The organism is Oerskovia douganii, assembly GCF_015142735.1.
Classification (GTDB): Bacteria; Actinomycetota; Actinomycetes; order Actinomycetales; family Cellulomonadaceae; genus Oerskovia; species Oerskovia douganii.
The window spans coordinates 52,351-72,741 of the sequence record NZ_JACSPN010000018.1 but is presented as its reverse complement, the minus strand read 5'-3'; the positions used below and the strand labels follow the sequence as shown (position 1 = coordinate 72,741).

Sequence of the window (20,391 nt, the reverse complement as noted above, 5' to 3'; positions counted from 1 at the left end):
CCCGCGGGCGGGCCCTCGTCGTGCCCGGGCTCGTGCCCGGGCAGGGCGTACGGGTCAGCCGGTGACCGTGAAGCCGGCCCTGAGCAGTGCCTCGTCGCGCGACGAGGGCCCGACGAGGAGCTCGAACGCCCCGGGCTCGACGACGCGCCGCCCCTGGGCGTCGACGAGCGTGCAGACGGCGACGGGGACCTCGAGGTCGACGACCTGCGACTCCCCGGGGGGCAGGTCGACCTGGCGGTAGGCCTTGAGCTCCTTCTCGGCCCAGGTCACGGACGTCACGGTGTCGCGCACGTAGACCTGGACGGTCTCGCGGACGGGTCGCGACCCGGTGTTGCCGACCGTGACCCGGGCCCGGACGGTGTCGTCGAGGCCGACCGCGGCGTCGAGGACCGTGAGGTCCGCGTACTCGACCGTGGTGTAGCTCAGGCCCTCGCCGAACGCGAAGGGCGGGCGCTGCGTGAGGTCGGCGTAGCGCGTGCCGTGCTGACCCGGGAGCTGGTTGTAGAAGACCGGCAGCTGTCCGACATGCTCGGCGAACGAGATCGGCAGGCGGCCCGACGGCTCGATCAGGCCCAGGACGAGCTCGGCGACCGCGCGGCCCCCGCGCATGCCGGGGTTGGCGGCCCACACGATCGCCGCGGCGTCCCGTGCCGAGGGCGGCAGGACGAGCGGCTTGGACGCCACGACCACGACGACGAGGGGCGTGCCCGTCTCGGCGAGAGCGTCGAGCAGGGCGACCTGGGCGCCGACGAGGTCGAGCGTCGCGGTCGAGCGGCCCTCGCCGACCAGCTCGATCCGGTCACCGACGACCGCGACGACGTAGTCCGCGTCGCGCGCCGCCGCGACGGCCTCCGTGATCATCGCCGCGTCGGGCTCGGCGGGCCGGACGACCTGGGGGCGCGGCTGCCCGTCGGGGAAGGTCTCGCCGTCGGGGTCGGGGACAAGGGTGAGGATGTCGGCGCCGCGTGCGTGCGTGACCTCCCAGCCCGCGGGGACGTGGTCCCGGAAGCCGTCGAGGACGGTCTGGGTCATCTCGCGCGGGTGGCCGTCGGGCAGCCAGTCGACCTGGCCCGACGCCCCGGCCCAGTCGCCCTGCTGGGTGTGCGGGTCGTCCGCGTTGGGTCCGACGACCGCGATCCGGCGGGTCGGGGTGCCTGCACCTGAGGCGACCGCTCGACCGTCCGGGCCTGCAGCGAGACCGCCGTCGAGGGGGAGCGTCCCGTCGTTCGTGAGCAGCACGAGCGAGCGGCGCGCGACCTCGAGGTTGAGCTCGGCGTGCTCGGGGGACCCGACGACCAGGGCCTGGCGTTCCGGGTCGGGGCGCCGGGGGTTCTCGAACAGGCCGAGCTCGAGCTTGAGCGTGAGGATGCGGGCGACCGCGGCGTCGAGCCGGTCCTCGTCGAGCAGGCCCTGGCGGACGGCCTCCTGGGCGCCCTCGAAGAACTGGGGCGTGGTCATGACCATGTCGTTCCCGGCCCGCACAGCGGCCGCGGCCGCGTGGGTGTGGTCGGGCTGGATGTGCTGCTCCCAGACCATGCGGCCCACGTTGTCCCAGTCCGTGACCAGGGTGCCCGTGTAGCCCCACTCGCCGCGCAGGACCTCGCTCAGGAGCCACTCGTTGACCGTGATCGGCACGCCGTCCATGGACTGGTAGCCCAGCATGAACGTGCGGCAGCCCTCGCGGGCGACACGCTCGAAGGGCGGGAGGAACCAGGACCGGAGCTTGCGGCGGGAGATGTCGGCCTCGCTCGCGTCCCGTCCTCCCTGGGTCTCGGAGTAGCCGGCGAAGTGCTTGGCGGTCGCGAGGATCGCGGTCGGGTCGGCGAGCCCGTCGCCCTGGTAGCCGCGCACCATCGCGGACGCGAGCTCGCCGATGAGGAACGGGTCCTCGCCGAAGGTCTCGCTCACGCGCCCCCAGCGCAGGTCGCGCGTGATGCACAGCACGGGGGAGAAGGTCCAGTGGATGCCGGTGGCCGCGACCTCGACCGCGGTGGCCCGCGCGGCCTGCTCGACCAGGTCGGGGTCCCAGGTCGCGGCCATGCCGAGCTGTGTCGGGTAGATCGTCGCGCCGTGCCAGAACGAGTGCCCGTGGATGCAGTCCTCGGCGACGAGCAGCGGGATCTGCAGGCGGCTGCGCGCCGTGAGCTCGTGAGCGAGGAGCGCGTTCTCGGGTGACGTGTGCAGGATCGAACCGACGTGGACCTCGTTCACGAGGCGCTCGACGCCGTCGGCAGCGTTGAGCTGCATCATCTGCCCGACCTTCTCCGCGAGCGTCATGCGCCCGACGAGGTCGGCGACGCGTTCCGGGACGGGGAGGGACGGGTCCTGGTAGGGCAGGCGGTCGGACATGGGAGTCCCTTCGAGACGACGACGGTGGCGCGGGTCGGTACGGGCGGCCCGGGGCGGCGTCCCTGGACCGTGGAAGAAAACCATACACTGATAGGTAATCGTGATGGTGGTGACCGGGAGGCGAGCGAGGGTGGGACGAGGACGCGGGGAGCCGCGCGCGCGGTCAGGGGCGCGGAAGCCCCAGCACGTCGTACAGCAGCGTGTCGAGCGGCCCCTCGAGGCTCGCCCCGTCGTCGACCATCCACTGCAGCTGCGCGCCGTCGGCCGTCGCGATGATCAGGCGCGCGAGCGCGTCCGGGTCCAGGTGCGCCGGGATCTCGCCCGCCTCCTGCCGCGCGAGCAGGTCCTCCCGCAGCATCGCGCACAGGCCCGCGTAGCGCTGGGCCAGGACCTCGTGGGCAGGGTGCTCGCGGTCGCGGGCCGCGGCCGTCAGGGACACGAACAGCTCGACCAGCCCCGGCCTGCCCGCGTTGCCCCGGACGTTCTCCGCGAGCGTGCGCGGCACGTCGCGCTCGAGCGGGCGGCCCGTCTGGTCGCGGCGGACGATCACCTGGGTCAGCAGGTCCTCGCGCGAGTCGAAGTAGTGCATGACCCCGGCCACGGTGAGCCCGCAGCGCGCCGCGATCGTCCGCAGGCTCGTCCCGCGGTACCCCTCGTCGGAGAAGACCTCGAGCGCGACGTCGAGGATCTCCTCGCGCTTGAGCCGCCCCTTCGCGTACACGCCGTCCCTCGCCACGCGACGATCCTATGCGGGACCGGGCACAGGCGTGCAGACCCTTCGCCGCCACCCGGTAGCGTCGGACGACCACCGAACGACCAGGAGCACAGATGACGACCGAGCAGTACCGCACCGTCCGGGCGCGCATGAACACGGGCGAGCACTACGTGGACTACGGCGAGGGGCTCGAACAGCTCGAGGCCGAGCGGGTCGCGGGCAAGGAGCTCGCGTACGACTTCAACCACTCCCGCCCGGGCCAGGTCGCCGAGCGCGAGCGGATCCTGCACGAGCTCTTCGGCACGATCGGCGAGCGGGTCTGGATCGAGCCGCCGCTGAGCGTGTCCTACGGCTCGCACGTGCACCTGGGGGACGACGTCTAGGCCAACTTCGACCTCGTGCTCGTCGACGACGCCGACATCCACGTGGGCGACCGCGTCATGTTCGCGCCCCACGTCACGATCACCACGGCAGGGCACCCCCTCTCGCCCGAGGCCCGTCGCGGCGGGACCCAGTTCTCGCGGCCCGTGCGCATCGAGGACGACGTGTGGATCGGCTCCAACGTCGTGGTCCTGCCCGGGGTGACGATCGGCGCGGGCTCCGTGATCGGCGCGGGCAGCGTCGTGACCAAGGACGTCCCGCCCCGTGTCGTGGCGCTCGGCACGCCGTGCCGCGTGCTGCGCCCGGTCGACGCGCAGGACCGTGAGGCGCTCGCGGCCGGCAGGCCCGTCGTCTGACGCGCACGCACCCGGGCCCGACGGCGTCACCCGCCGTCGGGCCCCCGCGTCCCCTCCGGCCCGCGCGGCCCGCGCACTAGAGTGTGGCGGGTGTCCTCGTCGGTCCCACCCCACCGTGCCCTCGTCCTCGGCCCGGTGACCGTCGACGGTCGGGACGGGTCGCCGGTCACACCGCCCAGCGCCCGCGCCCGCACCCTCGTGGCGGCCCTGGTGCTCGCCCACGGCCGCGCCGTGAGCACCGCCTCCCTGGTGGACGACCTGTGGCCGGACGACCGGCCGGCCGACCCGCGCGCCGCCCTCCAGAGCCTCGTCTCGCGGACCCGCGCCGTGCTCGCCGAGGGGATCCTCGTCTCGGGCCCGGGCGGCTACTCGCTCGGCGCCCGCAGCGACCTCGACGAGGTGCACGAGCTCGAACGGGCGGCGGCCGGCGCGCTCGCGGCCGGCGACCCGACCGGTGCCGTGGACGCCGCCCGATCCGCCCTCGCCCGCTGGCGCGGAGAACCGGGCGAGGACCTGCCGGAGGGCTCCGCGGTCCGGGACGAGCTCGCCGCGCAGAGCGAGCGTCGGCGCACCGCGGCCGAGCGGGTCCTCGTCGAGGCGCTCCTCGCGGCGGGCGACCACCAGGCCGCCGTCGAGTGGGCCGAACGCCTCGTCGAGCGCGCGCCGCTCGACGAGGACGCGCACCTCGCCCTCCTGCGCGCCTACGCGGGCAGCGGTCGGCCCTCCGACGCGCTGCGCACGTTCGGGGCTCTGCGCACCCGGCTCGCGGACGAGCTGGGCGCCGACCCGCGCGCAGACCTGATCGCGCTCAACGCACGCATCCTGCAGTGCGCCGGCACCCCGTCTGCCCGCGCACCCCGCCGCGGGACGGCGCTCGGCCTGCGTGCCGCCCCGAACGCCCTCGTGGGCCGCGAGACCGACGTCGTCGCGATCCTCGGTCTCCTCGCGCGCTCCCGGCTCGTCACCGTCCTCGGCCCCGGCGGGATGGGCAAGACGCGCGTGGTGCAGGAGGTCGCCCGCCGAGCGAGCGCCACGACCCCGCTCGTCGCCGTCGTCGAGCTCGCGAGCGTGCGCACGGGAGAGGACATCGGCCTGGCCCTCACGTCCGCGCTCGAGATCCGCGACACGCGCGGCCTGCGGCTCGGCGACCAGGTCGCGCGCGCCGAGGCCCACGAGCTCGTGGCCGAACGCCTCGGGGAGACCGAGACCCTGCTCGTGCTCGACAACTGCGAGCACGTCGTGGACGAGGCCGCGCGCTGGGCCGCCGACCTGCTCGCCGCCGTCCCCGGGCTCACGATCCTCACCACCAGCCGCTCGCCCCTCCTGGTCGCAGGAGAGCAGGTGCACCCGCTCGAACCGCTCGCGACGACCGGTACGGGGACCGAGGGCCCCGGGCCCGCCGTCGAGCTCTTCCGCGCCCGGGCGCTCGCGGCCCGCCCCGGCGCCGACCTGCCCGACGACGTCCTGGGCCGGCTGTGCACCCACCTCGACGGCCTGCCCCTCGCGATCGAGCTCGCCGCGGCGCGCGTCCGCACCCTGTCCGTCCAGGAGATCGAGCGCCGGCTCGACGCCCGCTTCGCGCTGCTCACCACGGGCGACCGCAGCGCCCCCGCCCGGCACCGGACGCTGCACGCCGTCATCGACTGGAGCTGGAACCTCCTCACCGCACCCCAGCAGGAGCTGCTGCGCCGGCTGTCCCTGCTGCCCGACGGGTTCGGCGTGCAGACCGCCCAGGCGGCCTCCGCCGTCGGGCTCGACGACGTCGAGGCGCTCGTCAACCAGTCCCTCCTGACCGTGACCGACGAACCCCTGTGCCGCACCGCGCGCTACCGCATGCTCGAGACCGTGCGGGAGTTCGGTGCGCTCGCGCTCGACGAGGCCGGCGAGCGCGAGACCGCCCAGGAGGCGACCTACCGGTGGGCCGTCGACCTCGCACGACGCGAGGTCGCACGCCTCGAAGGGCCCACGCAGGTCCCCGCGATGCTCGCGTTGCGCGTCGAGCAGGAGAACCTCGTGCACGTGCTGCGCACGGCGCTCGCGGCCGACCGGGCCGACGTGGTCCTGCCCGTCTTCCACGCGCTCGGCCTGCACTGGTCCCTGCGCGGGGCGCACACCGAGGTCGTCGGGCTCGGCCGTGACGTGCTGCGCGTCGTCGCGGGCTGGCAGGGCCGGCTCGTGCGGGGTGCACCCGACGCCCCGGTCGAGGAGCTCACGCGCGAGGCGGGCATCGTGCTGTTCCTGCTCACGGCCGCGACGCCCAACGGGGACCCGGCGACCGGCGTCCGGGCCGCTGCCCGTCTGCGGCGCCTGCACCGCGACGCCGACATCGGCTCGCGCGCCGCGGCGTTCACCGACCTCCTGGCCGACGCAGGCGACCCGCTCGGCATGGGACCGCGGCTGGCCGAGCTGCACACGTCCGACGACCCGTTCGTCGCGCTCGTGGCCCACCTGCTCAGCGCCCAGCTCCTGGAGAACGCCGGACGCCTCGACGAGGCGGTCGCCCAGGTCACGGTCGCGCACGGGTTCGCGACGCGCGCCCGGGACACCTGGGGAGCCGCGACCTCGGCCCTCTTCCTCGCCCAGCTCGCGAGCGAGCAGGGCGACGCTGCGCGGGCGCTCGAGTGGGTGGCCACGGCCCGCGAGGGGCTGGGCCGGCTCCACGCCGACGAGGACCTGCGCCAGCTCGACTGGCTCGAGGCGACCAACCTCGTGCTCGTCGGGCGCGTCGCGGAGGCCGAGCCGTTGTTCACGTCGCTCGTCGAGACCGACGACGACCCCGTACCCCCCGGGATCGGCGGGTCCGCGCACGAGCTGCGCTCGATCGGGCACGCCGGGCTGGCCGAGATCGCCGTCGCCCGCGGTGACCACGCGCGCGCCCTGTCCGAGCTCGAGGCGGCCAACGCGGCCGTCGGCAGCGGGTCCGCGCGGCGCTCGCCCTGGTACACGATGTTCGCCGCCGGGTGGCTGTCGACGATGCTGCTGCCCGCCCCCGGCACGACCGGCCCGTGGGTGCCGGACCCCTTGCCGTCGCCCGGGCGGAGCGCCTCGCCCGTGAGCTGCGGGTGCGGATGGTCGCCGGTCACCGCGCCTCGCCCGCCATGGTCGACTACCCCGTCCTCGGGACGGCCGCGCTCGCCCTCGGGGCGTACCTGTGGTCGTCGCCGGGCCTCGACCGGGTCGACGACGGGCTCGCCCTCCTCGAGCTCGGACGCCGCATGGGGGCCCGCCAGGACGCGCCCTCGCTCCGCCTGCCCGAGCACGTCGCCTGGGCGCGCGCCCTGCACGGCGACGCGCACGTGGACGAGGTGCGCGACGCCGTCGGGCGGCTGGGGCACGACGACCTGCCCGGCCGGGTCGTGGAGATCCTGCGGGCCGGCCCGTGGACCCGGCCCACGGCATGACGCACGGGCGGTGCCCCGGCGGGATCCGCCGGGGCACCGCCCGTCCGAGCGCGACGCTCAGGCCTTGCGCATGTACGCCCGCACCGTGAGCGGTGCGAAGACCGCGACGATGACGGCCGCGCCGACGAGCGAGATCACGGCGTCCGCACCGATCACCCCGTCGTTCGTCAGCTCGCGCACCGCCGTGACCAGGTGCGAGACCGGGTTGACGTTGACGAAGCCCTGGAGCCAGCCCGGCATGGTGTCGGGCTGCACGAACGCGTTCGACAGGAACGTGAGCGGGAACAGGACGATCATCGAGATCCCCTGGACGCTCGCCGCGGTCCGGGCGATCACACCGAAGAACGCGAAGATCCAGCTCACGGCCCACGAGCACACGATCACGAGCAGGGCCGCCAGGACGACCGATCCCAGACCGCCCGCGGGGCGGTAGCCCATGACGTAGCCCATCGCGAACGTCAGGGTCGTCGCGATGCCGTACCTGACGGTGTCTGCGAGCAGCGCCCCGGACAACGGCGCGATGCGCGCGATCGGCAGCGAGCGGAACCGGTCGAACACGCCCTTGTCCATGTCCTCACGGAGCTGGACGCCCGTCACGACCGACGTCGTGATGACGGTCTGGACGAGGATGCCGGGGATGATCGTCGGCAGATAGCTCACGACGTCGCCCGCGATCGCGCCGCCGAAGATGTACGTGAACATGAGCGTGAACAGGATGGGCTGGAGCGTCACGTCGACGAGCTGCTCGGGCGTCCGGCGGATCTTCAGGAGCCCGCGGTACGCCATCGTGAACGTGTTGCGGACCGTCTGGCCGACGCTCGTGCGGTTGGACAGGCTGCGGTCGGAGCCGGCCTGGATCTGCCGGCGGGGAGCGGTGAGGGTCGTGGTCATCGCAGGGCTTCCTCTCGCGTGCTGGTGGCTGCCGGGGCGACGCGGTCCGTGGGCGTCGCGCCCGCTGTGCCCTGCTCGCCCCCGGCCGCGACGCCGTGGCCCGTGAGGGTCAGGAACACCTCGTCGAGGCTCGGCTTGTCCATGCTGATCGAGTCGACCGCGATGCGGGCCTCGCGCAGCCGGACCAGGAGGTCCGTCACCTCGTCGGGCCCCGTCACCGGGACCGTGATGCGGCGCGCCTCGGGGGACGTGGTCGCGGGCACGCCGAACGTCGTCTCCACGACGTCGAGCGCCGACCCCAGGTCCGCGGCCGCGACCAGGCCGAGCTGGAGCGACTGGTTGCCCACCGCGTCCTTGAGCTCGTCGGCCGTGCCCTCCGCGACCACGCGACCGCGGTCGATGACCGCGATCCGGTCCGCGAGCTGGTCGGCCTCGTCCAGGTACTGCGTCGTGAGCACGACCGTCGACCCCGTCGCGACGAGCTCGCGGATCGTGTCCCACATCTGCGCGCGGGTGCGCGGGTCGAGCCCCGTCGTGGGCTCGTCGAGGAAGATCAGGGGCGGCTGGGCGATGAGGCTCGCCGCGAGGTCCAGACGACGGCGCATTCCCCCTGAGAAGTTCTTCAGGGGCCGGGTGGCCGCCTCGGTCAGGCCGAACGTCTCGAGCAGCCCGGCTGCCTTGCGTCGAGCCTCGGCCCGGCCCAGGCCGAGCAGGCGCGAGAAGATCACGAGGTTCTCGGTCGCGCTCAGCGTCTCGTCGACCGAGGCGTACTGGCCCGTGACGCCGATGAGCTGGCGCACGACCTGGGCCTCGCGGACGACGTCGTGCCCGAAGACCCGGGCCTCGCCCGCGTCGGGGCGCAGGAGCGTCGCGAGCATGCTGATGGTGGTGGTCTTGCCGGCGCCGTTCGGGCCGAGCACGCCGTACACCGAGCCGGTGCGGATGCTCAGGTCGACTCCGTCGACCGCCCGGTTGTCGCCGAACGTCTTGACGAGGCCGTGCGCCTCGACCGCCCATTCGTGGGTCATGGATTCCTCCTGGTGGCTGATGGCCCCAGCCTCCGGGAGGTGCCTGTCACGCCGGTGTCAGGGCGCTGTCACGGCGCGGCCGCGTCCCCGTGACGCAGAAGGGCCGCGTCCCCGTGACGCAGAAGGGCCGCGGCCCCTGACGGGGACCGCGGCCCTTCTCGACCGCCGCGGGCGACGGTCGGAGAGGTCAGTCGCGCACGCGGAACGTGAGCAGGGTCCAGGTGAGCGACGTGATGAGCAGCCCCGCACCCAGCATGTGCGCCGCGACGAGGATCTCCGGCAGGCCCGTGAAGTACTGGACGTAGCCGATCAGGCCCTGGAGGAGCGTCACGGCGACCAGCACGACGACGGCCTTGCGCGAGCGCGCGGGGGAGTCCTTCCGGCGCAGGACCCGCACCGCGAGCACGACGAGCACGACGAGGAACAGCCACACCGAGGCCGCGTGCACCTTGCTGATGAGCGCCGGGTCGAGGGCGAAGCGGTACGCGACCTCGTCGTCGCCGCCGTGCGGGCCCGACCCCGTCGCCAGGACGCCCAGGACGAGCAGCGGGACGGAGAGGACGGCGAGCACCCTGCCCACCGCACGCGTCCCCGCGTCGACGACCGCGACGGGCCGGGCGTCCCCCTCGCCGTGGCGGTACAGCAGGTACGCCGAGACCCACACGAGCGCGGCCGACACCAGGAAGTGGAATCCCACGACCGCGGGGTGCAGGTGCAGGAGCACCGTGATGCCGCCGATCACGGCCTGCGCCGCGACGCCGCCGAGCGGGGCCCAGCCGAGGCGCCGGTACGAGGACGAGCGCGAGGCGTCGGTCCACACGAGCAGCAGCACGGCGACCGCGATGACGCCGAGCACGCCCGTCAGGGTCCGGTTGCCGAACTCGATGATCGGGTGGATCGACATCGCGGAGTGGAACTCGGGCGTGAAGCTCCCGGGCTCGCACAGGGGCCACGTGGAGCAACCGAGCCCCGAGCCCGTGAGGCGCACCGCGCCGCCCGTGACGATGATGCCGATCTGGCCGACCAGGTTCGCGACGAGGACCGGTCGGGTCCAGCGACTGAAGCGGTCGACCTTCGCGTACCAGGCGGGGGTCGAGGGTGCCGGGGCGAGTTCTGCGCTGCTCACGGTCCCAAGGTAGTCGCGCCGGGCCCGGGTGCTCCCATCGCGGGGGCCTCGCGCGGTGTGAGATTGGCCCCGTGGCGCCCCTGCGCGCGCCCGTCCGTGCGCGGACGTCAGTGCCAGCGGAACAGCTTGCCCGCTCCCCACCCGAGCGCCGCGGTCCAGCCGAGGAGCACGACCACCGAGAACGCGGGGACCTCGCCCAGGAGGAGCGCGCCACGCATGGCCTCGCCGAGCGCGCCCGACGGGAGCAGGAGTGCGACCTGCTCGAGCGCGCCCGGGAGCTGGGCGGCCGGGACGAGCACGCCCCCCGCGACGGTCAGCAGCACGAGCAGCAGGTTCGCGACCGCGAGCACACCCTCGGCGCGCAGGGTCCCCGCGAGCAGGAGCGCGAGGCTCGTGAACGCCGCGGTACCGAGCAGCACCGCGAGCAGCGCCGGCAGGACGCCGGCCGGGTCCGGGGACCAGCCGAGCGCGAGCGCGACCCCGCTGAGCACGACCACCTGGACGACCTCGACCGCGAGGACCCCGAGGATCTTGCCCGCGAGCAGCCCGCCCCGGCCCAGCGGCGTCGTGGACAGCAGCCGCAGCACGCCGTTGCGGCGGTCGAAGGCCGTCGCGATGGCCTGCGACGTGAAGGCCGTCGACATGACCGCGAGGGCCAGGACGCCCGGCGTCACGAAGTCGATGCGCGAGTAGCCCTGGGTGTCGAGGTCCACGAGGCTCGTGCGTGCGAGCCCGACGAGCAGCATCACGGGCAGGACGATCGTCACGAGCAGCTGCTCGCCGTTGCGCAGGATCATGCGCGTCTCGAACGCCGTCTGGGACGCGACCCGGCGCCACGCCGGGGCCGCGCCGTCGGTCGTGGTCGGCACGGAGGGTCCCGGGACGGCCGGGCCGGCCGTCGTCTGGTCGGTCATCGGAGCTCTCGTCCTGTCAGGTCGAGGAACACGTCCTCGAGGGTGCGGCGACCGATCGTGAGACGCGAGGCGAGCGCGCTCTGCTCCGCGAGCCACGCGGTCACGACGGCGACGGTCGACGGGTCGACCGGCCCCGTCACGCTGTACGAGCCGGGCTGGGTCTCGGTGACGGTCCACGCGGAGGCAGGCGACGCCGTCGGGCCGGACTCGACGCGTCCGCGCAGCGCGTCCACGTCCAGGCCCTCGCGGGCCTCGAGGCGCAGCGTGCGGTCCCCGTCCGCGGACGGCCCCGCGTGCAGCAGGTCGGCCGTCGCCCCCGACGCGATGACCTGCCCGTGGTCCACGATGTACACGTGGTCCGCGAGGTCCTCGGCCTCGTCCATGAGGTGTGTCGTCAGGACGATCCCGACGCCGTCCGCGCGCAGCTCGCGCACGAGCTCCCACACCGCGTGCCGGCTCTGCGGGTCCATGCCCGCGCTCGGCTCGTCGAGGAACACGACCTCGGGGCGGCCCACGATCGCCGCGGCGAGCGCGAGACGCTGCCGCTGGCCGCCCGACAGCCGCCGGACCGTGGTCCGGGCGAAGCTCGCGAGCCCCAGGCGCTCCGTGATCTCCGCCACGTCGCGAGGGTTCGCGTACATCGACGCGACGTGGTGCAGCATCTCGAGCGCACGCACGCCCGTGGGCAGCCCGCCGTCCTGGAGCATGACGCCGACCCGCGGGCGAAGTTCGCGCGCGTTCAGCAGCGGGTCGAGGCCGAGGACCTCGACCCTGCCCTCGTCGGGGGCACGCAGGCCCTCGCAGCACTCGATCGTGGTGGTCTTGCCGGCCCCGTTGGGGCCGAGGACCGCGGTCACGGCGCCGCGCGAGGCGGTCAGGCTCAGGTGGTCGACGACCGCCCGGCCGTCATAACGCTTGACCACGTCCTGGAGGACGACGGCAGGGGAGTCGGGCACGGTGGCGATTGTAGGGGAGCCGCCTGGGGCCCGGTGTGAGGTACGCCTTGCTTGCGCCGGAACAATTAGCGCATGAGACTGTTACCTATATCGACGACGCCTCCCGGGATCTCGCGCGCCCGCGGGCCAGGCGGAAGGAACCAGCAGGCCGGACACGACGTGGAGGTGAGGCATGAGCGAGGACGCACGCACCTCCCGCGCGCCGAGCGCCGCGACCGTCCCCGGACCCGCCCCCGTCGACGGCGACGGCACGACCCGTGAGCGCGTCCTCGCGCTCATCGTCTCCGACGGCCCCGTGAGCGCCGCCTCGCTCGCGACCGACCTCGGCCTCACGCCGGCAGGCGTCCGCCGACACCTCGCCCAGCTCGAGACCGACGGCCTCATCGCCGTCCACGAGTCGGGGACGGCGACCGGGATGCGCGGGCGCCCCGCCCGGCACTACGTCGCCACGAACCGCGGGCAGTCAGAGCTCTCGGGCGCCTACCCCGACCTCGCGACCCAGGCGCTGCGCTACCTGCGCGACGTCGCGGGGGAGGACGCGGTCGAGGAGTTCGCGCACCGCCGGCTCGAGGCGCTCACGGACCGCTACGCGAGCCGCATCACGGCCGACGACGTCGCGGGCCGGGCCGAGCAGCTCGCCACGGTCCTCGCGGAGGACGGCTTCGCGGCGAGCGTGCGCCCCGTCGCGGGCACCGCGACCGTCCAGCTGTGCCAGGGCCACTGCCCCGTCCAGCACGTCGCGGAGGAGTTCCCCCAGCTCTGCGACGCCGAGGCCCAGGTCTTCTCCCGGCTCCTCGGCTCGCACGTCCAGCGGCTCGCGACCCTCGCGGGCGGCGGGCACGCGTGCACCACCAACGTCCCCGTCCTGCCGGGGACCGTCCGAGCACCCGAGGCGCGCGACGCCGTCGGGCACGAGACCACCGAACGCCGTGCCACCGCGCGCGGACCGCGCGCCCCGGCGCACCCCCCAGCACGACACCCCGAACCGACAGGTTCACCGACCACCGCCCACCGCCCCCCCTCCGTCGTCCGACGGAACGTGGAAGGAATGACATGAGCGCTCCCACCCAGGACACCGCTGGCGTGTCCCAGAGCACCGGCCAGTCCGACGAGGAGATCATCGCCTCGATCGGCTCCTACGGCTACGGCTGGCACGACAAGGACGATGCCGGCGCGACCGCGCAGCGCGGCCTCTCCGAGGCGGTCGTGCGCAACATCTCCGCGCTCAAGAGCGAGCCCGAGTGGATGCTGAACTACCGCCTCAAGGCCCTGCGCCTGTTCGACAAGAAGCCCATGCCCAACTGGGGCAGCGACCTGTCGGGCATCGACTTCGACAACATCAAGTACTTCGTGCGGTCCACCGAGAAGCAGGCGACCTCCTGGGACGACCTGCCCGAGGACATCAAGGAGACCTACGACAAGCTCGGCATCCCCGAGGCGGAGAAGCAGCGCCTCGTCGCCGGCGTCGCGGCCCAGTACGAGTCCGAGGTGGTCTACCACCAGATCAACGAGGAGCTCGAGAAGCAGGGCGTCATCTTCCTCGACACCGACACCGCGCTGCGCGAGCACCCCGAGCTCTTCCAGGAGTACTTCGGCACCGTCATCCCCTCGGGTGACAACAAGTTCGCCGCGCTCAACTCGGCCGTGTGGTCCGGCGGTTCGTTCGTCTACGTCCCCCCGGGCGTCCACGTCGAGATCCCGCTGCAGGCCTACTTCCGCATCAACACGGAGAACATGGGCCAGTTCGAGCGCACGCTGATCATCGCGGACGAGGGCTCGTACGTGCACTACGTCGAGGGCTGCACCGCCCCGATCTACTCGAGCGACTCGCTGCACTCCGCGGTCGTCGAGATCATCGTCAAGAAGAACGCCCGCGTGCGCTACACGACCATCCAGAACTGGTCGAACAACGTGTACAACCTCGTCACCAAGCGCGCGACGGCGGCCGAGGGCGCGACCATGGAGTGGGTCGACGGCAACATCGGCTCCAAGGTCACCATGAAGTACCCCGCGATCTACCTGCTCGGCGAGCACGCCAAGGGCGAGACGCTGTCGATCGCGTTCGCGGGCGAGGGCCAGCACCAGGACGCAGGCGCCAAGATGGTGCACGCGGCCCCGCACACGTCCTCCTCGATCGTCTCGAAGTCCGTGGCGCGCGGCGGTGGACGCACGTCCTACCGCGGCCTCGTCCAGGTCCTCGAGGGAGCGGAGCACTCCGCCTCCACCGTTCTGTGCGACGCGCTGCTCGTCGACCAGATCTCCCGGTCCGACACCTACCCGTACGTCGACGTCCGCGAGGACGACGTCTCGATGGGTCACGAGGCGACCGTGTCGCGCGTGAGCGAGGACCAGCTGTTCTACCTCATGTCCCGAGGCATGGCGGAGACCGAGGCCATGGCCATGATCGTGCGCGGGTTCGTCGAGCCCATCGCCCGTGAGCTGCCCATGGAGTACGCGCTCGAGCTCAACCGCCTCATCGAACTGCAGATGGAAGGGTCCGTCGGCTAAATGACTACTACTGCGAGCACCCCCCAGACCGACCCCGTCGGCCTGAGCACGGACCACTCCCAGGCGACCCAGGACGGCGCTCACTCGCACGGGGTCGGCGGCACGCCGCAGGGCTCCCGCGCCGAGCGCATCACGTCGTTCGACCCGGCCGTGATCACCGAGCCCACCGGCCGCGAGGAGGAGTGGCGCTTCTCCCCGGTCAAGCGCCTCGCCCCGCTGTTCTCGACGACGCTCGGCAGCGCCGGCGTGCGCACGACCGTGGTCGACGCGCCCGAGGTCACGGTCGAGATCGTCGGCCGTGACGACGAGCGGCTCGGCCGCGCGGGCGTCCCGGGCGACCGCACCGCCGTGACCGCGTGGAACGCGTTCTCCGAGGCGACCGTCGTCACGATCCCGGCCGAGGCCGTGGCCAGCGAGGTCACCTCGGTGCGCATCGAGGGCCTGTCCGACGAGCCCACCGCGACGCACCTGCTGGTCCACGCGCAGCGGCACAGCGAGTCCGTCGTGGTCATCGACCACGTCGGCTCCGCGACGCTCACCGAGACCGTCGAGATCGTCGTCGAGGACGGCGCCCACCTCACGGTCGTCTCGGTGCAGGACTGGAGCGAGGGCGCGGTCCACGCGAGCTCGCACCGCGCCCGCATCGGCCGCGACGCCAAGCTCAAGCACGTCGTCGTGACGTTCGGCGGCGACGTCGTCCGCGTGACCCCCGACGCCGAGTTCACCGGCACCGGTGGCGAGGTCGAGATGGTCGGCCTGTACTTCGCGGACGCCGACCAGCACCAGGAGCACCGCCTCTTCGTCGACCACGCCGTCCCCAGCTGCAAGTCCCGCGTCACGTACAAGGGCGCACTGCAGGGCGAGGGCGCGCACACGGTCTGGGTCGGCGACGTGCTGATCCGCACCGAGGCAGAGGGCACGGACACCTACGAGCTCAACCGCAACCTCGTCCTGTCGGACGGCGCGCGCGCGGACTCGGTCCCGAACCTCGAGATCGAGACGGGCCTCATCGAGGGGGCCGGGCACGCCTCGGCCACCGGTCGTTTCGACGACGAGCAGCTCTTCTACCTGCAGGCCCGCGGCATCCCCGAGACCGACGCCCGTCGTCTCGTGGTCCGTGGCTTCTTCGCAGAGCTCATCCAGGAGATCGGCGTCCCCTCGGTCGAGGAGCGCCTGCTCGAGTCGATCGAGGCCGAGCTCGCCAAGTCGATGAGCGTCATCGAAGGCCGGTGACCGGACCCGCATGACTGCACAGCTTGCTTGCATGACCGACGACGTGGCGCCCGAGGAGGCGCTGCGCGTGGAGCTCGAGGGCGAGAGCGGCCCCGTCGAGGTCGCGGTCGTCCGCGACGGCGACGGGAACTGGCACGCCATCTCGGACATCTGCTCCCACGGTGCGGTCTCGCTGTCCGACGGCGAGGTCGAGGGCTGCTTCATCGAGTGCTGGCTGCACGGCTCGCAGTTCGACCTGCGGACCGGCATGCCCACCGCGCTGCCCGCGATGCGCCCCGTGCCCGTCTACCCGGTCACGATCGACGGCGAGCGCGTGCTCGTCGACATCGACCAGACCGTCTCCCCGTCCTGACCCCTGAACTTTTCTCGAATACTGGAGAACACCACATGTCCACTCTGGAGATCCGCGACCTGCACGTCAGCGTCGAGACCAAGGAAGGGCCGAAGCCGATCCTGCGCGGCGTCGACCTGACCATCAACAGCGGCGAGACGCACGCGATCATGGGCCCCAACGGCTCGGGCAAGTCGACCCTCGCGTACTCGATCGCCGGGCACCCCAAGTACACGATCACGGGCGGCACCGTGACGCTCGACGGCGAGGACGTCCTCGCGATGACGGTCGACGAGCGCGCCCGCGCCGGCATGTTCCTCGCCATGCAGTACCCGGTCGAGGTCCCCGGCGTGTCCGTCTCGAACTTCCTGCGCACCGCGAAGACCGCGATCGACGGCGAGGCCCCCGCGCTGCGCACGTGGGTCAAGGACGTCAAGGGCGCCATGGAGAACCTGCGCATGGACTCGTCCTTCGCCGAGCGCTCGGTCAACGAGGGCTTCTCCGGCGGTGAGAAGAAGCGCCACGAGATCCTGCAGATGGAGCTGCTCAAGCCGCGCATCGCGATCCTCGACGAGACCGACTCGGGCCTCGACGTCGACGCGCTGCGCATCGTCTCCGAGGGCGTCAACCGCGCCAAGGAGTCCACGGACGTCGGCGTGCTGCTCATCACGCACTACACGCGCATCCTGCGCTACATCAAGCCGGACTTCGTGCACGTGTTCGTCGACGGCCGCATCGCCGAGGAGGGCGGCCCCGAGCTCGCCGAGCGCCTCGAGAACGAGGGCTACGACCGCTTCCTGACGGGTGCGGCCACGGCCTGACCCGTCCAGCCGTCCGCCGGTCCGCCGGCGGGCACCTGACAACCCGAGGAGACTTGCGATGACCACCACCGACACCGTGCGGGCAGGGCTGAGCGCCACCGAGCTCGCCGCCGTGCGAGCCGACTTCCCGCTGCTCGCCCGCACGGTGCGGGGTGGCCGTCCGCTCGTCTACCTCGACTCGGGCGCGACCTCGCAGAAGCCGCAGGTCGTCCTCGACACCGAGGTCGACTTCTACGAGGAGCGCAACGCCGCGGTGCACCGCGGTGCGCACCAGCTCGCGGAGGAGGCGACCGAGGCGTTCGAGGACGCCCGGGCGGCGGTCGCACGCTTCGTGGGGGCCGACACGGACGAGATCGTGTGGACCTCCGGGGCCACGGCCGCGATCAACCTCGTCACCTACGCGCTGTCCAACGCGAGCATCGGCCGCGGGGGAGAGGCGGCCCGTCGCTTCGCCCTGGCGCCGGGCGACGAGATCGTCCTCACGGAGGCCGAGCACCACGCCAACCTCGTGCCGTGGCAGGAGCTCGCCGCGCGCACCGGGGCGGTGCTGCGCTGGTTCGGGGTGGACGACGAGGGGCGCGTCCGCGTCGACGAGGCCGACTCGGTCATCACCGAGCGCACGCGCGTCGTCGCGTTCACGCACGCCTCGAACGTGACGGGCGCGATCACGCCCGTCGCGCCGATCGTGGCGCGGGCCCGGGAGGTCGGGGCCCTCACGGTCCTCGACGCCTGCCAGTCGGTCCCGCACCTGCCCGTCGACCTGCACGCGCTCGACGTCGACTTCGCGGCGTTCTCCGGGCACAAGATGCTCGGGCCCACGGGCGTCGGCGCGCTCTACGGGCGCCGCGAGCTGCTCGAGGCGCTGCCCCCGGTCACGACGGGCGGCTCCATGATCGAGGTCGTCACGATGACCGAGGCGACGTACATGCCGCCGCCGCAGCGCTTCGAGGCCGGCACGCAGGCCGTCGCGCAGATCGTCGGGCTCGGCGTCGCCGCGCAGTACCTCGACGAGCTGGGCATGGCGAACGTCGCCGCCCACGAGCACGACCTCGCGGTCGAGCTGCTCAAGATCGCGGACGTCCCCGGCGTGCGGATCATCGGCCCCACCACCCCCGAGGACCGCCTCGCGGTCGTCTCGTTCGTCGTCGACGGCGTCCACGCCCACGACGTGGGCCAGGTGCTCGACGCCGCCGGGATCGCGGTGCGGGTCGGTCACCACTGCGCGCAGCCCCTGCACCGCCGGTTCGGGATCGCCGCCACGGCGCGCGCCTCGGCCTCGGTGTACACGACGTCCGAGGACGTCACGGCGTTCCGGGAAGGTTTGGCGGGGGTCCGGGCGTTCTTCTCAGTGGACTGAGAACCCGCACGTCCCACACTTGTTTCGCGCGGTCCCCACGGCCCCGCAGGATGTACCGAAGGAGCACGACCCCCGCCATGAGCAGCTCGTTGGAGCAGATGTACCAGCAGGTCATCCTCGACCACGCGAAGTCCCCCCACGGGCGAGGCTTCGTGGAACTCTCCGAGGGGCACCTGCACGGTGAGTCGCACCAGATCAACCCCACGTGCGGCGACGAGGTCACGATGCGCGTCGAGTTCGACACCGCCGACCCGAAGGCCCCGACCATCTCGAGCGTGAGCTGGGAGGGGCAGGGCTGCAGCATCTCGCAGGCCTCGCTGTCCGTGCTCACGGACCTCGTGACGGGCGCGCCCGTCGCCGAGTCGGAGCACCTGGGCGACGTCTTCCGCCAGCTCATGCAGTCGCGCGGCAAGGGCCTCGATGACGACCTCGAGGACCAGCTCGGCGACGCCACGGCCTTCACCGGGGTCGCGCAGTTCCCGGCCCGCATCAAGTGCGCGCTGCTCGGCTGGGCAGCCCTGCGTGACACCCTGGCGACGTCCGGGGTCCTCGCGGACGCCCACGCCACCCAGCCCGAGCTCGACCAGACCACGTCCACTCAGTCACCTCAGGAGAACCGATGACGACCGAGACCCCCGCCGCCTCTGCGGCGCCGACCCCGCCGACCGCGGCCGACGTCGAGGAGGCCATGCGCGACGTCATCGACCCCGAGCTCGGCATCAACGTCGTCGACCTCGGCCTGGTCTACGGCATCCAGGTCGACCAGAACAACCACGCCGTGATCGACATGACGCTCACGTCGGCGGCCTGCCCGCTCACGGACGTCATCGAGGACCAGACGGCGCAGTCCCTCGACGGTCTGATCGACGGCTTCCGGGTCAACTGGGTCTGGATGCCGCCGTGGGGCCCCGAGAAGATCACGCAGGACGGCAAGGACCAGCTGCGCGCGCTGGGCTTCAACGTCTGACCTGGATCCTGGACGAGGGCTCTCACCTGATCTGCTGATCGGGTGAGAGCCCTCGGGCGTGCGGGGGACGGCGGCCGGTCGTCCCGCGGCACGCTACTTCGAGTGCTTGTGGTCCGTCCCCGGGTAGACGGCGTCGACCTCGACCTCGACCAGCCAGCCGTTGACGGGCAGGTTCTCGATCTCCAGCGCGAAGCGCGAGGGACGGGTCTCGTTGACGACCATGGGCTTGGTGGTGGCGGAACCGAGCTGGACGTCGAGGGTCGCGCCGGTGGCCAGGTTCGTGTTGGCGAAGAACTGCCGGTAGGCACGGTTCCAGCCGTCGAAGTCCATCTTCTCGGCGCCCTGGGGGTTCTGCAGGAAGACCCGCATCGAGATGACGTCCTCGTAGGAGAGCCCGGCCTTCGTCAGGTTCTCGCCGATGCGCATGAGGACGTTGATGCCCTGGGCCTCGGTGATGGTCACACCGGCCGGGAGCTGGCCGCCCGGGAAGACGTCGGTCGGGATGTAGCGCGCTTCGGCCGACACCCCTGGCGCGGTGTTCATCGCGGACGGGCCGAGCCCCGACGACTTGTACCAGGAGACGTTCTTGCCGATCGCGACGCCGTTGGCGATCGACGGGGTGTCGCCCGTGACGAGTGCGACGGCCTCGGTCGGGTGCGGCGCGAAGAGCCTGTCCTTCGCGTAGGCGGTTCCCGGGATCGCGACGGCCGCGGTCACGACGACCGCGGTGAGGATCTTGACGCTGTTCTTCATGAGGGCCTCCGGGGGACGGTGCGGGCGAGATGACGCCGGTGGGTGCCGGTCCGTCGAGAACCGGTTGGCCAGGAACGTATCCAGGAGTCGTTTCCGGTCGGTGAACGTCCGGAGGCGTTCTGAAGTCCGTCCCGCCAGCCGACCATCCGTTCTCGCCCCCTGCCTGCGACCTAGAGCAACGGGTCGAAACGGACTCGTTACCGCGGGCAACTACGACGAAACGCCCAGGACCTCTCCAGGAGACGAGGCGGCCCTAGCGTCACCCTCGGTGCTGACGGCGGCCCCGCGCTCGCGGTCGAGGACG

General features: G+C 72.7%; 18 protein-coding genes and 1 pseudogene. 11 read left to right on the top strand and 8 right to left on the bottom strand.

The features are described from left to right. Nucleotides 1-54 precede the first annotated feature (54 nt). Together H9623_RS13835 and H9623_RS13830 are read right to left on the bottom strand one after the other, a co-directional pair. Nucleotides 55-2,349, bottom strand: coding sequence for an exo-beta-d-1,3/1,6-glucosidase (locus tag H9623_RS13835; protein ID WP_193720620.1), 2,295 nt, complete (start codon nt 2,347-2,349; stop codon nt 55-57). Nucleotides 2,350-2,512: 163 nt separating this feature from the next. Next, complete coding sequence (locus H9623_RS13830; RefSeq protein ID WP_193720619.1) at nt 2,513-3,085, bottom strand: TetR/AcrR family transcriptional regulator; 573 nt, start codon at nt 3,083-3,085, stop codon at nt 2,513-2,515. Between the two features lie 92 nt (nt 3,086-3,177). Between H9623_RS13830 and H9623_RS19565 the strand changes: the two genes are divergently transcribed. The 3 genes and pseudogenes from H9623_RS19565 to H9623_RS19555 all read left to right on the top strand — a co-directional run. Beyond that, a complete protein-coding gene (locus H9623_RS19565; RefSeq protein ID WP_227748656.1) occupies nt 3,178-3,447 on the top strand; it encodes a maltose acetyltransferase domain-containing protein in 270 nt (89 codons plus the stop codon). A 15-nt stretch (nt 3,448-3,462) separates the two neighbouring features. Then, the gene (locus H9623_RS19560; RefSeq protein ID WP_321575443.1) at nt 3,463-3,801 is read left to right on the top strand and encodes a DapH/DapD/GlmU-related protein; all 339 of its coding nucleotides are present in this window, start codon (nt 3,463-3,465) and stop codon (nt 3,799-3,801) included. A gap of 81 nt (nt 3,802-3,882) precedes the next feature. Continuing rightward, nucleotides 3,883-4,614 (top strand): annotated as a pseudogene (locus H9623_RS19555) (AfsR/SARP family transcriptional regulator); the annotation flags it as partial. A 2,645-nt stretch (nt 4,615-7,259) separates the two neighbouring features. Here H9623_RS19555 and H9623_RS19550 read toward each other — a convergent pair. The 5 genes from H9623_RS19550 to H9623_RS13800 form a co-directional block, all read right to left on the bottom strand. Further along, on the bottom strand, nt 7,260-8,093 hold the full coding sequence (locus H9623_RS19550; protein WP_227748655.1) for an ABC transporter permease: 834 nt from the start codon (nt 8,091-8,093) through the stop codon (nt 7,260-7,262). Beyond that, on the bottom strand, nt 8,090-9,121 hold the full coding sequence (locus H9623_RS13815) for an ATP-binding cassette domain-containing protein (protein ID WP_193720617.1): 1,032 nt from the start codon (nt 9,119-9,121) through the stop codon (nt 8,090-8,092). Before H9623_RS13815 ends, H9623_RS19550 begins: the two co-directional genes overlap by 4 nt. A 187-nt stretch (nt 9,122-9,308) precedes the next feature. After that, nucleotides 9,309-10,247 carry a COX15/CtaA family protein gene (locus H9623_RS13810; protein WP_193720616.1) on the bottom strand — a complete coding sequence of 313 codons (939 nt, stop codon included), beginning with the start codon at nt 10,245-10,247 and terminating at the stop codon, nt 9,309-9,311. A 107-nt stretch (nt 10,248-10,354) separates the two neighbouring features. Further along, the gene (locus H9623_RS13805; protein WP_193720615.1) at nt 10,355-11,161 is read right to left on the bottom strand and encodes an ABC transporter permease; all 807 of its coding nucleotides are present in this window, start codon (nt 11,159-11,161) and stop codon (nt 10,355-10,357) included. Further along, nucleotides 11,158-12,117, bottom strand: coding sequence for an ABC transporter ATP-binding protein (locus tag H9623_RS13800; protein WP_193720614.1), 960 nt, complete (start codon nt 12,115-12,117; stop codon nt 11,158-11,160). The genes H9623_RS13805 and H9623_RS13800 overlap by 4 nt, the downstream gene beginning before the upstream one ends. A gap of 172 nt (nt 12,118-12,289) precedes the next feature. Between H9623_RS13800 and H9623_RS13795 the strand changes: the two genes are divergently transcribed. The 8 genes from H9623_RS13795 (at nt 12,290) to H9623_RS13760 (ending at nt 19,334) form a co-directional block, all read left to right on the top strand. After that, on the top strand, nt 12,290-13,174 hold the full coding sequence (locus H9623_RS13795; protein ID WP_193720613.1) for a helix-turn-helix transcriptional regulator: 885 nt from the start codon (nt 12,290-12,292) through the stop codon (nt 13,172-13,174). Beyond that, nucleotides 13,171-14,625 carry a Fe-S cluster assembly protein SufB gene (sufB, locus tag H9623_RS13790; RefSeq protein WP_193720612.1) on the top strand — a complete coding sequence of 485 codons (1,455 nt, stop codon included), beginning with the start codon at nt 13,171-13,173 and terminating at the stop codon, nt 14,623-14,625. The genes H9623_RS13795 and sufB overlap by 4 nt, the downstream gene beginning before the upstream one ends. Then, nucleotides 14,626-15,858 carry a Fe-S cluster assembly protein SufD gene (gene sufD / locus H9623_RS13785; RefSeq protein WP_193720611.1) on the top strand — a complete coding sequence of 411 codons (1,233 nt, stop codon included), beginning with the start codon at nt 14,626-14,628 and terminating at the stop codon, nt 15,856-15,858. Nucleotides 15,859-15,868: 10 nt separating this feature from the next. Next, nucleotides 15,869-16,210 carry a non-heme iron oxygenase ferredoxin subunit gene (locus H9623_RS13780; protein WP_030152220.1) on the top strand — a complete coding sequence of 114 codons (342 nt, stop codon included), beginning with the start codon at nt 15,869-15,871 and terminating at the stop codon, nt 16,208-16,210. A 35-nt stretch (nt 16,211-16,245) separates the two neighbouring features. Further along, complete coding sequence (sufC, locus tag H9623_RS13775; protein WP_193720610.1) at nt 16,246-17,010, top strand: Fe-S cluster assembly ATPase SufC; 765 nt, start codon at nt 16,246-16,248, stop codon at nt 17,008-17,010. Nucleotides 17,011-17,068: 58 nt separating this feature from the next. Next, nucleotides 17,069-18,367: a cysteine desulfurase gene (locus tag H9623_RS13770; protein WP_193720609.1), complete on the top strand. Its 1,299-nt coding sequence runs from the start codon at nt 17,069-17,071 to the stop codon at nt 18,365-18,367. A 77-nt stretch (nt 18,368-18,444) separates the two neighbouring features. Beyond that, complete coding sequence (sufU, locus tag H9623_RS13765; protein WP_193720608.1) at nt 18,445-18,990, top strand: Fe-S cluster assembly sulfur transfer protein SufU; 546 nt, start codon at nt 18,445-18,447, stop codon at nt 18,988-18,990. After that, entirely contained in the window at nt 18,987-19,334 is a 348-nt protein-coding gene (locus H9623_RS13760) for a metal-sulfur cluster assembly factor (RefSeq protein WP_056647167.1), read from the top strand. The genes sufU and H9623_RS13760 overlap by 4 nt, the downstream gene beginning before the upstream one ends. A gap of 93 nt (nt 19,335-19,427) precedes the next feature. On the opposite strand, the gene H9623_RS13755 is transcribed toward H9623_RS13760, so the two are convergent. Continuing rightward, nucleotides 19,428-20,087, bottom strand: a complete 660-nt coding sequence (locus tag H9623_RS13755; RefSeq protein WP_193720607.1) for a Rid family hydrolase — start codon at nt 20,085-20,087, stop codon at nt 19,428-19,430. Nucleotides 20,088-20,391: the final 304 nt, after the last annotated feature.

Coding starts and splice junctions, on each gene's coding strand:
- H9623_RS13805 (WP_193720615.1), bottom strand. CDS start 11,161: ATGACCGACCAGACGACGGCCGGCCCGGCCGTCCCGGGACCCTCCGTG.
- H9623_RS13795 (WP_193720613.1), top strand. CDS start 12,290: ATGAGCGAGGACGCACGCACCTCCCGCGCGCCGAGCGCCGCGACCGTC.
- sufB (WP_193720612.1), top strand. CDS start 13,171: ATGAGCGCTCCCACCCAGGACACCGCTGGCGTGTCCCAGAGCACCGGC.
- H9623_RS19550 (WP_227748655.1), bottom strand. CDS start 8,093: ATGACCACGACCCTCACCGCTCCCCGCCGGCAGATCCAGGCCGGCTCC.
- H9623_RS13755 (WP_193720607.1), bottom strand. CDS start 20,087: ATGAAGAACAGCGTCAAGATCCTCACCGCGGTCGTCGTGACCGCGGCC.
- H9623_RS13780 (WP_030152220.1), top strand. CDS start 15,869: ATGACTGCACAGCTTGCTTGCATGACCGACGACGTGGCGCCCGAGGAG.
- sufD (WP_193720611.1), top strand. CDS start 14,626: ATGACTACTACTGCGAGCACCCCCCAGACCGACCCCGTCGGCCTGAGC.
- sufU (WP_193720608.1), top strand. CDS start 18,445: ATGAGCAGCTCGTTGGAGCAGATGTACCAGCAGGTCATCCTCGACCAC.
- H9623_RS13835 (WP_193720620.1), bottom strand. CDS start 2,349: ATGTCCGACCGCCTGCCCTACCAGGACCCGTCCCTCCCCGTCCCGGAA.
- H9623_RS13760 (WP_056647167.1), top strand. CDS start 18,987: ATGACGACCGAGACCCCCGCCGCCTCTGCGGCGCCGACCCCGCCGACC.
- sufC (WP_193720610.1), top strand. CDS start 16,246: ATGTCCACTCTGGAGATCCGCGACCTGCACGTCAGCGTCGAGACCAAG.
- H9623_RS13815 (WP_193720617.1), bottom strand. CDS start 9,121: ATGACCCACGAATGGGCGGTCGAGGCGCACGGCCTCGTCAAGACGTTC.
- H9623_RS19565 (WP_227748656.1), top strand. CDS start 3,178: ATGACGACCGAGCAGTACCGCACCGTCCGGGCGCGCATGAACACGGGC.
- H9623_RS13770 (WP_193720609.1), top strand. CDS start 17,069: ATGACCACCACCGACACCGTGCGGGCAGGGCTGAGCGCCACCGAGCTC.